Annotated in this window: 13 protein-coding genes and 1 tRNA gene; 10 read left to right on the forward strand and 4 right to left on the reverse strand. The window is 64.9% G+C overall.

Annotation, left to right across the window (positions count from 1 at the left end):
• Positions 1 to 68 precede the first annotated feature (68 nt).
• The 9 genes from CTR55_RS00460 to CTR55_RS00500 all read left to right on the forward strand — a co-directional run bounded on the left by CTR55_RS00460 (position 69) and on the right by CTR55_RS00500 (position 9,342).
• Complete coding sequence (locus CTR55_RS00460) at positions 69 to 3,641, forward strand: hypothetical protein (protein WP_296283546.1); 3,573 nt, start codon at positions 69 to 71, stop codon at positions 3,639 to 3,641.
• The gene (locus tag CTR55_RS00465; RefSeq protein ID WP_296283548.1) at positions 3,641 to 4,606 is read left to right on the forward strand and encodes a hypothetical protein; all 966 of its coding nucleotides are present in this window, start codon (positions 3,641 to 3,643) and stop codon (positions 4,604 to 4,606) included. The genes CTR55_RS00460 and CTR55_RS00465 overlap by 1 nt, the downstream gene beginning before the upstream one ends.
• On the forward strand, positions 4,606 to 5,457 hold the full coding sequence (locus CTR55_RS00470) for a hypothetical protein (protein WP_296283550.1): 852 nt from the start codon (positions 4,606 to 4,608) through the stop codon (positions 5,455 to 5,457). The genes CTR55_RS00465 and CTR55_RS00470 overlap by 1 nt, the downstream gene beginning before the upstream one ends.
• On the forward strand, positions 5,457 to 7,220 hold the full coding sequence (locus CTR55_RS00475; RefSeq protein ID WP_296283551.1) for a hypothetical protein: 1,764 nt from the start codon (positions 5,457 to 5,459) through the stop codon (positions 7,218 to 7,220). Before CTR55_RS00470 ends, CTR55_RS00475 begins: the two co-directional genes overlap by 1 nt.
• Entirely contained in the window at positions 7,220 to 7,456 is a 237-nt protein-coding gene (locus CTR55_RS00480) for a hypothetical protein (RefSeq protein ID WP_296283552.1), read from the forward strand. The genes CTR55_RS00475 and CTR55_RS00480 overlap by 1 nt, the downstream gene beginning before the upstream one ends.
• A gap of 63 nt (positions 7,457 to 7,519) precedes the next feature.
• The gene (locus CTR55_RS00485) at positions 7,520 to 7,930 is read left to right on the forward strand and encodes a cell wall hydrolase (RefSeq protein WP_296283554.1); all 411 of its coding nucleotides are present in this window, start codon (positions 7,520 to 7,522) and stop codon (positions 7,928 to 7,930) included.
• A 9-nt stretch (positions 7,931 to 7,939) separates the two neighbouring features.
• Complete coding sequence (locus CTR55_RS00490; RefSeq protein WP_296283556.1) at positions 7,940 to 8,314, forward strand: hypothetical protein; 375 nt, start codon at positions 7,940 to 7,942, stop codon at positions 8,312 to 8,314.
• The gene (locus CTR55_RS00495) at positions 8,311 to 8,571 is read left to right on the forward strand and encodes a hypothetical protein (RefSeq protein WP_296283557.1); all 261 of its coding nucleotides are present in this window, start codon (positions 8,311 to 8,313) and stop codon (positions 8,569 to 8,571) included. Before CTR55_RS00490 ends, CTR55_RS00495 begins: the two co-directional genes overlap by 4 nt.
• 489 nt (positions 8,572 to 9,060) lie before the next feature.
• Positions 9,061 to 9,342, forward strand: coding sequence for a hypothetical protein (locus CTR55_RS00500; protein WP_296283559.1), 282 nt, complete (start codon positions 9,061 to 9,063; stop codon positions 9,340 to 9,342).
• 1 nt (position 9,343) lies between these two features.
• Here the strand turns inward: CTR55_RS00500 and CTR55_RS00505 are convergent, their stop codons facing one another.
• From CTR55_RS00505 to CTR55_RS00520, 4 genes are all read right to left on the reverse strand, one after another.
• Positions 9,344 to 10,033, reverse strand: coding sequence for an SOS response-associated peptidase (locus tag CTR55_RS00505; RefSeq protein WP_296283560.1), 690 nt, complete (start codon positions 10,031 to 10,033; stop codon positions 9,344 to 9,346).
• Positions 10,034 to 10,191: 158 nt separating this feature from the next.
• On the reverse strand, positions 10,192 to 10,542 hold the full coding sequence (locus CTR55_RS00510) for a hypothetical protein (RefSeq protein ID WP_296283562.1): 351 nt from the start codon (positions 10,540 to 10,542) through the stop codon (positions 10,192 to 10,194).
• Between the two features lie 119 nt (positions 10,543 to 10,661).
• On the reverse strand, positions 10,662 to 10,937 hold the full coding sequence (locus tag CTR55_RS00515) for a hypothetical protein (protein ID WP_296283564.1): 276 nt from the start codon (positions 10,935 to 10,937) through the stop codon (positions 10,662 to 10,664).
• A gap of 188 nt (positions 10,938 to 11,125) precedes the next feature.
• A tRNA-Leu gene (locus tag CTR55_RS00520) sits at positions 11,126 to 11,211 on the reverse strand.
• Between the two features lie 106 nt (positions 11,212 to 11,317).
• Here CTR55_RS00520 and queA point away from each other — a divergent pair.
• Entirely contained in the window at positions 11,318 to 12,361 is a 1,044-nt protein-coding gene (gene queA / locus CTR55_RS00525) for a tRNA preQ1(34) S-adenosylmethionine ribosyltransferase-isomerase QueA (protein ID WP_296283566.1), read from the forward strand.
• The last annotated feature ends 5 nt before the right edge of the window (positions 12,362 to 12,366 follow it).

The following is a 12,366-nucleotide window of genomic DNA, read 5'->3' on the forward strand; positions in this document are numbered from 1 at the left end:
GCACCCCTGATCCCCTCTCTCAATAGACCCCGCCTCGGCGGGGTTTTCCATTTTTGGCTGGAGTGCTCATGGCAATCAGCAACAGCGATATCAAGCTGCTCAAGTCGCAGCGCCTGACTGACGAAGACGACGGCGGCGGTCGTGCCACTGGCGAGGCCGTGGTGGACAGCGAGGTCAACAACCTCTTCCCGGACATCTCGCGCCTGGACCGCACCATCGGCCGCATCAATCTGCGCAAGGTCTTCGCCGGGGTCGTCTCGCAGAACTCCGACCCTTACCTGGGCGCGCACTCCATCCTGACCGAGGCGCCGGCCGATCCGCGCGTGTCGGTGCTGCTGTTCAACACCGGCAGTCAGACCGACGTGCGCTCGGATGCCCGCAACGCCATCGAGTCCTATGTGGTGCCAGCCGTGGCGGCGTCCTTCGAGCTGCTGGGCAACCAGCTGCAGGGCCAGCGCGCCATCGCGGCAATCCAGCGCGAGGAGCAGAAGCTGCCGGAGAACGGCGAGGTTTACCAGCTGGTGAATGGCAGCCTGTCGCAGTACCTGCGTATCACTCGCGTGGAATCGCGCATCGAGTCGTTCACCTACGATTACGGTAACGGCAACTTCGTGAACTTCACCCGCCGTCGGCTCGATCTGTCGATCAGCGCGCCGCTGCTCAACACCTTCCTGGGCGGCACGCCGACCCCGGCCGGCACCGTGATGCTCAACCCCGCGCAGACCAAAAGCCAGGTGCTGAGCACCCAGGTAGCCGACGCCGCCCGCTATTACGGCATCAGCCCGTTGGCCGAGGCCGTGCAGGCCGGCGCGCTGAGCCTCAAGGTCGAATCGGTCTACGCGCAGTTGGTGCCCAGCAGCACCCGCGAAAACGCCATGATCGACCAGCTGGCCGGCTATCAGCGCCGCATCGTGCTGGCCACGGGGCCTGCGCGTAACGTCAACCTGACCTTCGCGCTGGTCACCGGCGGCCAGTCGCGCGCGTTCCTGGGCACCGGCTGCGCGCCGGGCTCCCTGTCGCTGACGGTCAACGGTGGCACCTTCGCCGACGACAGCAAGGGCGGTCTGCGCTTTGTCTCGGGCAGCAACTGGATCACCAGCGGCACGGTCGACTATGAGACCGGCGAGATCAACCTGGTGCGCACCGGGGGCGGTTACACCGGCGCCGCCAGCGCGGCCCACCAGCCGGGCGCAGCCGCTACCGGCGAGACAGTCACCGGGGAGATCCCGATTGACCTGTCGAATCGGGGCTACGTCTACACCTTGAGCCTGGCCGACGCGCCGCCCATGCCGGGCACGCTGGAGGTCAGTTACATGGCCCTCGGCAAGTGGCAGACCCTGCGCGATCCCGGCAACGGCGAGCTGACGGGCGAGGGCACCGGCACCATCACCTTCTCCACCGGCTCGGTCGCTCTGACCCTGGCGGCGCTTCCGGACGTGGGCAGCTCGGTGATCTGGGCCTATGTCGGCCAGAACAGCGCGGCCTTCACCCAGCGCACTGGCGTCAGCGTGCAGGCCAAGGCCAAGGTCAATCGCACCTTGCCGCACCAGGGCCTGCTGCCGGGCTCCTACTCGGCGACCTTCAAGGTCGGTGGGGTGACCAAGACCATCACCGACAACGGCACCGGCGGTTTGAGCGGCACCGGCGGCAGTGGCGTAATCAACTACGCCGCCGGCACGGTGAGCATGGAACTGACCGCCACGCCTGACGCTGGCTCTGCGATCACGCACAGCTACCAGCAGGGGACCTTCACCGACTCCCCGCTGGCGGTGACGTCGGACAGCTCGGGGATGTGCACCTTCACCATCCCCGGTGCGCCGCTGAAGCCAGGCAGTGTCCAGGTGAGCTGGATCACCCGGCAGCGGGCGGCGGTGCCGGCCATCGACAAGGGTGTGACCAACAGCGGCAACACGCTGCCGGTGTACGAGTCCGAGGTGCAGCTGAACATCTCTGTCACCGACAACGGCGCCAACGGCTTCACCGGCGGGCGTACCGGGACCATCAACTACGCCACCGGCGCCTGCACGCTGCAGGTGGCCACGCTGTATGCCTTCAAGGAGTTCACCTATGCCACGCAGAAGAACGGCTTCAAGCCTGACACCCTGGAGCTGGTGACCACCATCACCAACCTGCGGGAGTCGTTCGGCGGCACCCTGAGCGTTCGCGCGCAGTCCAACGGCCAGAGCTACGGCGCGCAAACCGACACGCAGGCGGTGATCCCGGTCACCCTGGACCTGCTGCCGGGCATCTCCGAGAACATCTTGCCGGGCTCGCTGATGTTCACCTGGGGCGCCGACACCTATGTCGACCGCTCGGGCGTTCTGTACAAGGGCATCAGCAGCACCACGAACGCCGGCACGGCGGTCGGCTCGGTGGACTACGCCGGCCGTACCGCGACCCTGAGCACCTACAGTGCCGGCGCCGGGTCGGCGGTCACGCTGCTGGCCTGCCTGACCACCAACGCCGGTTTCAGCGTCAACGCGATGACCTTCCGCACACAGGGTTCGCCTCTGCGCGTCGGCAGCCTGCAGATCACTGGTGTGCGTGTGGATAACGCCCAGGTCGTGACGGCCACGGCGGACGCCAACGGCATCTTCAATGGCAGCGTGATCAAGGGCTCGGTGGACGTGTCCACCGGCATCGCCCGGTTGCGCTTCACCAGCAATCTGGACGACCAGACCGGGGCGAGCGACATCCCGGTGATCCCGCTGCTGCTGCGCTACAACGGCGTGGTGTTCACCACCCTGCCGTTGGACGCCAACCTGATCGGCCTGGACCCGGTGCGGCTGCCGGCGGATGGCCGGGTGCCGCAGTTCCGCGACTCGGATGTGCTGGTAGTTCGGCACGTCGCCGAGACGACGGTGGCCAACCCGATAGCGGGCAACACCGTGCAGCTGGCCCGCCAGCAGCAAGCCGCCATTGAGGTCTTCGACGGCAACGGCGTGGCGCTGCGCCCCGCCAGCTACAGCGTCAACCGCGAGTTGGGCCGGGTGACCTGGGGTAATCCCCTGGTCCTGCAGGACGCCGCCGGCAACCCGCTGACCCTGCCCCTGGTGGTGCGGGACCGGGTGGAGCACATGACGATGTGCACCGAGGTGCAGATCAACGGCGAGTTGGGCCTGGCCTCGCCGCTGCCGTGGAACTTCCCGGCCGAGGAGGCGACTGTGTCCAGCGCGGTGAGCTGGGGCGACCTGCAGTCGCGTTATCACCACTGGTTCACGCAGAAGGCCTGGAACACCGGGGCGCCGAACTGGACGGACGCGCCAATCGGCGACACCACCACCTCCAACTACAACCTGCTCAGCTATCCGCCGGTGATCGCCAACATGGGCGCCATCGACGGGAAGTGGGCGCTGGTGTTCACCAGCGCGACGTCGTTCCAGGTGGTCGAGGAAAAACTGGGGGTGATCGCCGTCGGCTCGACCGCGCAGGACTGCGCGCCGATCAACCCGCAGACCAACACGCCGTACTTCACCATCCGCGCCGCCGGCTGGGGCAGTGGCTGGGCAGCGGCCAACGCCGTGCGCTTCAACACCGATAGCTGCCTGGGGCCGCTGTGGATAGCCCGCACCGTGCTGAGCGGGCAGGGCACCGTGTCGGATGACAAGTTTGCGCTGCAAATTCGAGGAGACGCTGACTGATGGCAGTCACAATCTACACGCACCACGACGCTGCTGGTCCAGGGTTGAACCTGACCGGCAACAACCTGGCCAAGCTGCTGCAGATCCTGGTGCCGTGCCTGGTCAACGGGTACTCCGGTAAGCCGGCGGCAGGGTGGACCCTCGCGCAGAACATCAGCAACGGCTTCACCCTGGCCAGGCCGTCGGGCGCTGCGGTCAACTTCACGCGGACACAGCAGTACGGCCTGATGCTGTACCTGATGGAGTCGCTGACGTCGGGGGCGGCTTCGCCGCCGACAGGGCAGAACCTGCGCTCGCTGGCGTACTCCGCCAGCAGTAACCCGGGTGAAACGAGCCGTCACTGGTTCTATTTCTTGGATTCGGTGGCGGTTAAAAGTTGGTTTGTCGCCGCCACGGCCGATGCTTTCCTACTGCATGTGCGTTTCATGGATGCAGTGTCGGACACCTCGTACCAAACCAGCTTCACCCTGTTTATTGGCGCTGCAAAGCTTTACTCCGGGCTGACGGGCGTACAGAACATGTTCGCTCTGACTGGCACCTCGCAGCCGGTGACCTACGTCAGCAACGGTATTTCCAACAACGTGTTTTGCGTGGGGTACACCGCTCTTCGTGACCCATTGACCGGGGCGGCTATCACCGGCGCCGGTCTGGAAGTCTACGCCGCTCCGTACAACATGCAGCAATTCGCAACCTACTACAGCCCTCTGCCCAGCGCGCTGCCTCCGGTCCTGCGGTTGCAGCCGCTGCACATGACTTACGGCGGCAGCTATGCCGGGCTGGTTCCCGGTGTGCTGTACGACAACATCCTGGGCCACTTCGCCCCGGATGCGGTGATGGCTGCGCTGGGGTTCACGCCAAGCGTCGAGGCCTGGAAATCGCCCAAGGTGATCAATGGGCAGAACGTCTGGCCGATCCCGACGGCCTGGGGGCTTCTCTTTGTGACGGATGATCCGGGGGCCTGGTGATGGATCTTGCCTTTCCAGTCGCAACACTGCCGATCCTGCGGCGCGGGTTCTTCACCCCGTCGCTGGTACTGGGCGTTCCATCCGGCACGCTCGCCGTTACCCCTGCTGGGCAGGGGCTGCCTGTCTGGCAGTCCTTGTCCCTGCAGGTATTGCGCGAGGGCGAGCCGACCCCCGACCCGAAGTCCGTCACGCTGTTTGTGGGCGACGAACCGACGGGGCCCAGTTCCTTCGCGTTCTTCAAGCTTGGTGCAGAACCAGCGGTGCAGCGCTTCAAGACCGAGCTGCTGCGCGGGCAGTTCCTGGTGCAGGCGACCGACAACGGCTCGCCCCGGCTGGGCCTGCTGCGCTGGCCGGTGTTCGATGCCAGCACCTCGGCGCTGTCGTACAACCTTACCGAGGGGAATGGCGGCGGGCTGGTGACGCGGCCGGCGACCATCCCCATCGGCGCGCGGGTCGACGATCAGCGCGAGATCCGCGAGGTGGTGGTGGTTGAGCGTCAGGCTGACGGCCAGTGGCGCGTCGCCGGTGCGGGGAGCACAGCGCCGGAGACCCTGGTGGACCTCGAACTGGAGGTGACCGACGCCGGCACCTGGTACGCGCTGGGCATGGATGACTGGGGCGAGGTGTTCGAAGCGGGCCAGGCCGTGACGGTAGGCCATCGGGTGCGGCCGACCCTGATGGAGGGCTGGCTGTATGAGGTCACCCAGGCGGGCAACCTCCCGGCGAGCGAGCCGGAGTGGTGGCCGATTCTCGGCGAGAACCCGCCCCGCCTGATCGGAACGGCTCGCCTGCAGGCGGTGCGCTACTACCAGCCCCTTGGCCTCGGGCCTGTCCCTGTCGAGATGACCTGATGCTGACACACGATGCGACGTGCGCCTGGCAGCCAGCCCGGCGCCTGGGTGACCTTGCGCACCTTTCTACCTGGTCGACCGTGCCCGAGCGCGAGCGGGGCTCGCTGCACCGCTGGGGGACCGGCGATGTGGTCGACGCTCGATCCGGTGATGGATGGGGCTCGGTGGCGACGGCCGACCAGGCGCTGGCCGGGGAGTGGGGCGCTGGCTCGACCGCTGACGCCGGCGCTGCTGGTGGCTGGGGAGCGGTGCCCGAGCGGGACAGCGGTGCATGGCTGGCCTGGTCGCGGCGGCTGCCGCAGCGTGACGCGCGGTTGCGCCTGATCTATCGCCCTCTGCCGCCCTGGAAGGACACAGGGCAGGTACCTGGCTGGAACCGTAGCGACGAGTTCGGCCCGACACGGGATGCGGTCAGCGAGCAGCTGGGCAGCCTGTACGTTCCGGGCTCGGTGCTGGAGTTCAGTTTCGGCGGCGCCAGGTACACCCCATCCACCACGCCCCTGGCGTTCTTCGACTTTCGCTACGTGGCGCCGGTGCATGCCATCCAGCCGCGCGACAGCGGGGTGGCGGTGCACTTCACGCCGGCCCGGATCATCGAGGCGATGCGCACCACGCCGTGGGGCTGGGGCACGCCGACGGACCCGAAGCCTACAGGGATTGTTTACCCGGACTATCCGGGGCCAGTGGTCGTGGTCGACCCGCCCCAGGAGCCCGACATTCTGGAGACCTACATGATCGCCAACACAGTTACCCTGGTTGACGTGGCCACCAACACGCCGCTGGATGCGGTCAGCATCGACATCGGCCTGGACATTGATAGCTTCGCCTGGACCTTCAGCGCAGAACTGTTCGGCCGCACCTCGCTGAACCTGGTAAAGCAAGACGCCGACGGCCCGAAGACGGTAGAGCTAACGATCAACGGCTGGGTGTGGCGCTTCTTGGTGGAGCGCTACAGCGGAAGCGGCCGGCTCGGGAGCGAGCGCTACACCATCAGCGGCAGCAGCCGGACCCAGCTGCTGGCGTCACCCTACGCGCCCGCACGCAGCGGCATGAACACCGTGGGCCTCACCGCCCGCAACGTCGTGGACGATCAGCTGGAGTTCACCGGCTTTGCCGCCAGCTGGGACACGGTGGCCATGGGGCCGCCGGACTGGACGCTGCCGGCCGGCGCGTTTAGCTATTCGGAGATGACGCCCATGGAGGTGGTCCACCGTCTGGCCGAGGTCGCCGGCGGAATCGTGCGGCCATCCCTGGCCGGGGACGCTTTCACCATCCTGCCGCGCTACCGCGAGGCGACCTGGTTCTGGGGGAGTGCAGTCCCGGACTGCATCGTGCCGGCGGAGATCGTTGCGGAGTGGGGCGGCGAGTGGAGCCCGCAGACGGCCTGGAATTACGTCTATGTGAGCGGCATCAACTACGGCGTGTCGGTGCAGGTGCGCCGCGCAGGCACAGCTGGTGATGTCGCGGCGCCGGACGTGATGGAGGAGTGGATGACCGGCACCGACGTCGGCCGCTCGCGCGGCCTCTGCGAGCTGAGCAAGGGCGGTAACCAGTCCATCGAGACGCGCCGCATCCCGCTGTTCGAGCAAGGCGGCAGCGCGCCGGGGCTGGTACAGCCGGGCATGCTGGTGGAGTTCCGTGACCCCGAGGAGACCTGGCGAGGCCTGTGCCTGGGCGTGAACATCCGCGCCGAGGGCGTCGGGGCCTCCAAGGTCTGGCAGACGCTGAAGATCGAGCGCCATTACGAGGAGGGCGGCACCTGATGGCAACCGTGAACCCTTGGAAAAAGTTCATCGGCCTGCTGCCTGGCGGCTCCAAGACGGTGGGGGAGGTGGTGAGCGTCAACTCCTCGGCCGGCACCAGCGTGGTGGAGCTGCGCAACGGTAGCCAGGTGGTCGCCCGCGGCACCTCTGTGGCGGCCGGACAGAATGCCTTCATCAGCGATGGCCAGGTGATGGGGCAGGCGCCGAGCCTGCCGCAGTACGACTTCGAAGTCTGAGCCAGCAGGCCAGGCGCTCCCAAGCCCGCACTTCGGCGGGCTTTTTCATGCCCGGAGAAAAGCATGAGCGATCGTGAAGTGGATGTGTTGGCGCGGACCCTGTGGGGCGAAGCGCGCGGCGAAGGGTTCGCCGGCATGGTGGCGGTCGGGTTCACCATCAAGAACCGTGCGGCCCGCCCAGGCTGGTGGGGGAAAGACATCATCAGCGTTTGCCAGCACCCCTGGCAGTACAGCTGCTGGAACGTGAAAGACCCGAATCATCAGTACCTGAGCGGCGCCCGGCCGATCCCCTCGGCGGAATACGTGAAGGCGCGCGAGGCGGCGCTGGTCGTCATTGCGGGCCGACAGGCCGACCCGACGGGCGGAGCCACGCACTACTACTCGACCAGCCTCAAGACGCCGCCGGCCTGGTCGGTGAAAGCCAAGCAGACGGTGCAGATCGGTCGGCACCGCTTCTTCCGCGATGTGCCGTAGGAGGTGACGATGCTGACGTTTTCATGGAAGGTCGGCGCGCTGGCGCTGGCGGCCGCCTTGCTTGTGGGTGTCGGTGCGGCCGGCGGGGTATGGCTCAGTTCTGAGCAATATGCCCCGCAGCTCAAGGACCAGGGCGAGAGGCTGACGGCCTGCACCATGGCGCGCGACAACGTGCTGGCGCTGGTGACGGAGCAGGGCGCCAAGCTCGGCGAACTGTCGAACCAGGCCCAGCAGCGGCAGGCGAAGGCGGCACAGGCTGTCGCCGATGCGCAGCAGCAGGCTGGCCAGCACTACGCCGCCGCCCAGCGGCTGCAGCAGGAGCGCGCCGAGGGAGACCCGGCCTCAGTGGCAGAGGCGCTGATCGACAAGGAGCTGGGGCTATGAAGTGGCTTCTGGTGTTGGTGGTCGCGCTGGCGGGATGCGCCGGCCAGGTCGAGCCTGAGCCGCGCACGGTGCGCGTGGAGGTGCCGATGGCGGTCCCGTGTCGGGCGCCTGAGGTTCAGGTGCCTACATGGGCCACGGCTTCGCTGGAGAAGGGCGACAGCTTGCAGGCCAAGGTGCGTGCTCTGCTGGCGGAGCTGGAGCAGCGGAAGGGCTATGAGGTGCAGTTGCTGGCGGCGGTGCAGGCCTGCCAGTCATAGGCAGAAACGAGAAGCCCCGCATTGCTGTGCGGGGCTTCAAGACGTCTGCTTACTTACGCGGGACATCACGAGATGAGCCGTTCCGTCGGCTGCATGCTGACTATAGCCAGTGCGTGGCGGATCGCCAGTGTTCGCGGGTTGGGTACGAGAAGAGGCTGGACGCGGCGGTGCAGGCATGCCAATAAAAAAGGCCGCCAAGAACAAGTCGTCCGAGGCGGCCTACAAGGAGTGCAAATGCGTGCAAGCAAATGCTCTCGAATTGTAAGGTTTTAGGCTGGTCGGCACAAACAAGAAGCCCCGCTGGGGAGGCGGGGCTTCAGGACTTCGCTATAGGGGTTAAACGGGCAGCCGATCCGTCGGCTGCACACTGACTATAGCCAATGCGCGGCGAAGAGCCAGTGTTCGCGGAGTAGGCTACGAGAGGAAGCTGGCGGCGGCAGTGCTGTGCTACCGTTCCGCCAATTGGTATTGCTGAAAGGGGAGCTGGTCATGTCCAAGGACAAATTGGTTGTATCGAAGGGTAAAGCGGTTGTATCGAAGGGCTGGCTGGCAAAGCTCGGCACTGGTGTCCTTTGGGTTATGGACGTGATGGACGAGCCCAAAAAGCGTCGAGAGCAAGCTGAGAAAGCCCGACGTGCTCGATATAGCGGCTCCGGAACACCGGAGCAGAACTACTCAGCTGACGAGGTTCGCCGGCTTGTTGACGATGCGTATCAAAAGGGCGGAAACGATCTCCGCCAGGGCGTCATCGATGAGTACAACCGACGCTGAACTATAACGGTTCGATCAGCTGCGCACCCTGGTTCCTGACGCTCCCGACATCCGTGGAGATGCGGTAGGCCTCGAAGTCCTGCCGCGCCAGGGCGATGGTGTCGTAGGCCAATTCCAGTGAGGTCTCCGGCGACAACCAGGTGGCCCATTGCTCCGGCGACAGGATCACGGGCATCCGGTGGTGAACTGCAGCCACCAGCCCCTCGGCCTCCTTGGTCAGCAGCGCGCAGGAGGTGATCGGCTCACCCTCCAGTGGCGACCAGGTTGACCAGATCCCGGCGATCGCCATCACGCCGTTATCGATGGCGTGATGGTAATAGGGCTGGTTCACGGCGCGGCCGGCCTTGTTCTTCACCGGCTCCTTCTCGTTCCACTCATACCAGCCAGCAGCCGGCATCAGGCAGCGTTTGTGCCGGATCGCATCCCGCCACATCGGCTTCGTCGCTGCTTCCTCGCTCCGAGCGTTGAAGGTAAGCGCCGGAAGCTTCTCCTGCTTCCACCAGAACGGGATCAGCCCCCAGCGGGCGGCCACCACTTCCTGTTCTCCCGTCTCGTTCAGGATCACCATGGGCACTTGATTGGTCGGCGCGACGTTGTATGCGCGATTGATCCAGCGCCCGGAGTTCCTCCTTCCGATATGCCAGTACCGCTCCATCGCGGCTTCCTCTGGCGTCACGTATCTCCCGCACATTCCCAGATCCTCAAACAGCAACCCGGATAAAGCCTAGCCCGGAGCAGCGGGCACATTCGTCCAAATTGGCGAGGCGTGTGGAGCAGCGGAAGGGTTATGAGGTGCAGTTGGTCGCTGCCGTGCTTACCTGCAGTGGCTAGCCTTGGTGCCGGCAGCGATCAAGGCTTCGGCTGGGCGGGTTGCAAAATTGCAGGTGGCTGGGAAGCGACACTCTGTTGGCCGCTGTTGAATGCCTGCGTAATGGCTGACTTGGCAATGTCAGCAATCGTGCTCTGCGCCAATGACCAAGCCCCACCGATAAGGAATAGGATGCCGGCAACAACAATCGCAGCGATTTTGCTGGTGAGCGAAATCTTGGTCTTAACCTCTTGAACTGCGTCGCTCAGGGCTTCCAGTTTCGTCTCGTGTTTATTGGTGGAGTCTTTGGATGCGCTCTCCAGTCGTTCTATCAGGGTGCTTAGGTGCTGAACCTGCCCAGTGAGAGTACCCATCGACTTCTGCAACTCCATGATTGTCTGGAGCGTAAAGCTGTGGTCCGGCAGCCCATAGCCCTGGGGCGTGCCAGTGGGGAGTTGGCCGCTAGGCGTGCTAGTCGTGCTGGGGCGGTGGCCTTGATCACGCCCTCCCATCACTGCCCCTCCCAATGTGTTTTGATCCACTCCCATGTATCAGTGCTTGCTCTTCCCCAATATGACGCAACCGCGATAACGATGCCTGAGCCGTTCTGACCTTCGGAAATTCCCAGGTAATTGCTGAGCTCAACCGAAGTGCCCTTGTAGCTAACGAGGAACTCTCCGCGAGGAAGCTCATACCATTGCAGCACTTCAGGCGGGCTTCTCTTGATCGCATTGGCTAGGCGCGAGTCGCTCGGATCAAGATCAGAGATGACGGTAAAGATGGCCATGACGTTCCTTCTATACGGCTGGATCAACCCAGCAATACGGCATTGCACCGAAAACCTGAGGAATATATGGGTCAGGTTTCAACAAGACAATAACAGATATAGATGCAAATGGCCGTATGCGCATTACGCCAAAATTACGCCATCAGAAAAGAAAAAACCCGTAAGAACAATGTCTTACGGGTTTTATTTGGTGCCCCGGGAGAGACTCGAACTCTCACTCTGTCGCCAGAAACGGATTTTGAATCCGCCGCGTCTACCATTCCGCCACCGAGGCAATGGCGCGGCAGTATAGGGAGACGCTCTGCGTCGGTCAATCGGTGCGAATGGTCAGAAATGGGCAATTCCAGTAAGATGTTCGCCCCTTCGAGATAGCTCCCTTCATGCGCGTCGCTGACTTTCATTTCGACCTGCCCGAGGCGCTGATCGCCCGCCATCCGCTCGCGGAACGCCGCTCCAGCCGTCTGCTGGTGCTGGACGGACCGAGCGGCGAGCTCAGCCACCGGCAATTCACCGACATTCTCGGCTTCCTCAAGCCGGGTGACCTGATGGTGTTCAACAACACCCGGGTAATTCCTGCTCGCCTGTTCGGCCAGAAGGCCTCTGGCGGCAAGCTGGAAATCCTCGTGGAGCGCGTGCTGGACAGCCATCGCGTGCTGGCCCACGTGCGCTCCAGCAAATCGCCCAAGCCGGGTTCGAAGATCCTTATCGACGGCGGTGGCGAGGCCCAGATGCTGCAGCGCCACGATGCGCTGTTCGAGCTGGGCTTTAGCGAGGAAGTGCTGCCGCTGTTGGATCGCGTCGGCCACATGCCGCTGCCGCCCTATATAGACCGTCCGGATGAAGATGCCGACCGCGAGCGCTACCAGACTGTCTATGCCGAGCGCGCGGGCGCCGTTGCCGCCCCGACCGCCGGCCTGCACTTCGATGAGGCGCTGCTGGAGTCGATCCGCGGCAAGGGCGTGGACACCGCCTTTGTCACCCTGCACGTTGGCGCCGGTACCTTCCAGCCAGTACGCGTGGAGCGCATCGAAGACCACCACATGCACAACGAATGGCTGGAAGTCAGCCAGGATGTGGTCGACGCCGTGGCCGCCTGCAAGGCCCGCGGTGGTCGCGTGGTTGCCGTGGGCACCACCAGCGTGCGTTCGCTGGAAAGCGCCGCCCGCGATGGCGTGCTCAAGCCGTTCAGCGGCGACACCGATATCTTCATTTTCCCCGGGCGGCCGTTCCATGTGGTCGACGCCCTGGTGACCAATTTCCACCTGCCGGAATCCACCCTGCTGATGCTGGTCTCTGCCTTCGCTGGCTACCCGGAGACCATGGCCGCCTATGCAGCGGCGGTGGAGCAGGGCTATCGCTTCTTCAGCTACGGCGATGCCATGTTCATCACCCGCAACCCGGCTCCGCGCGGCCCCGAGGACTGATCCAT

Origin of the sequence: Pseudomonas sp. (genome assembly GCF_002796985.1) — a bacterium.
Taxonomy (GTDB): domain Bacteria; phylum Pseudomonadota; class Gammaproteobacteria; order Pseudomonadales; family Pseudomonadaceae; genus Pseudomonas.

What these genes read in the sequence shown, in the direction of transcription:
- CTR55_RS00460 (WP_296283546.1), top strand. Translation starts at nt 69, where the DNA reads ATGGCAATCAGCAACAGCGATATCAAGCTGCTCAAGTCGCAGCGCCTG.
- CTR55_RS00465 (WP_296283548.1), top strand. Translation starts at nt 3,641, where the DNA reads ATGGCAGTCACAATCTACACGCACCACGACGCTGCTGGTCCAGGGTTG.
- CTR55_RS00470 (WP_296283550.1), top strand. Translation starts at nt 4,606, where the DNA reads ATGGATCTTGCCTTTCCAGTCGCAACACTGCCGATCCTGCGGCGCGGG.
- CTR55_RS00475 (WP_296283551.1), top strand. Translation starts at nt 5,457, where the DNA reads ATGCTGACACACGATGCGACGTGCGCCTGGCAGCCAGCCCGGCGCCTG.
- CTR55_RS00480 (WP_296283552.1), top strand. Translation starts at nt 7,220, where the DNA reads ATGGCAACCGTGAACCCTTGGAAAAAGTTCATCGGCCTGCTGCCTGGC.
- CTR55_RS00485 (WP_296283554.1), top strand. Translation starts at nt 7,520, where the DNA reads ATGAGCGATCGTGAAGTGGATGTGTTGGCGCGGACCCTGTGGGGCGAA.
- CTR55_RS00490 (WP_296283556.1), top strand. Translation starts at nt 7,940, where the DNA reads ATGCTGACGTTTTCATGGAAGGTCGGCGCGCTGGCGCTGGCGGCCGCC.
- CTR55_RS00495 (WP_296283557.1), top strand. Translation starts at nt 8,311, where the DNA reads ATGAAGTGGCTTCTGGTGTTGGTGGTCGCGCTGGCGGGATGCGCCGGC.
- CTR55_RS00500 (WP_296283559.1), top strand. Translation starts at nt 9,061, where the DNA reads ATGTCCAAGGACAAATTGGTTGTATCGAAGGGTAAAGCGGTTGTATCG.
- CTR55_RS00505 (WP_296283560.1), bottom strand. Translation starts at nt 10,033, where the DNA reads ATGTGCGGGAGATACGTGACGCCAGAGGAAGCCGCGATGGAGCGGTAC.
- CTR55_RS00510 (WP_296283562.1), bottom strand. Translation starts at nt 10,542, where the DNA reads ATGGAGTTGCAGAAGTCGATGGGTACTCTCACTGGGCAGGTTCAGCAC.
- CTR55_RS00515 (WP_296283564.1), bottom strand. Translation starts at nt 10,937, where the DNA reads ATGGCCATCTTTACCGTCATCTCTGATCTTGATCCGAGCGACTCGCGC.
- queA (WP_296283566.1), top strand. Translation starts at nt 11,318, where the DNA reads ATGCGCGTCGCTGACTTTCATTTCGACCTGCCCGAGGCGCTGATCGCC.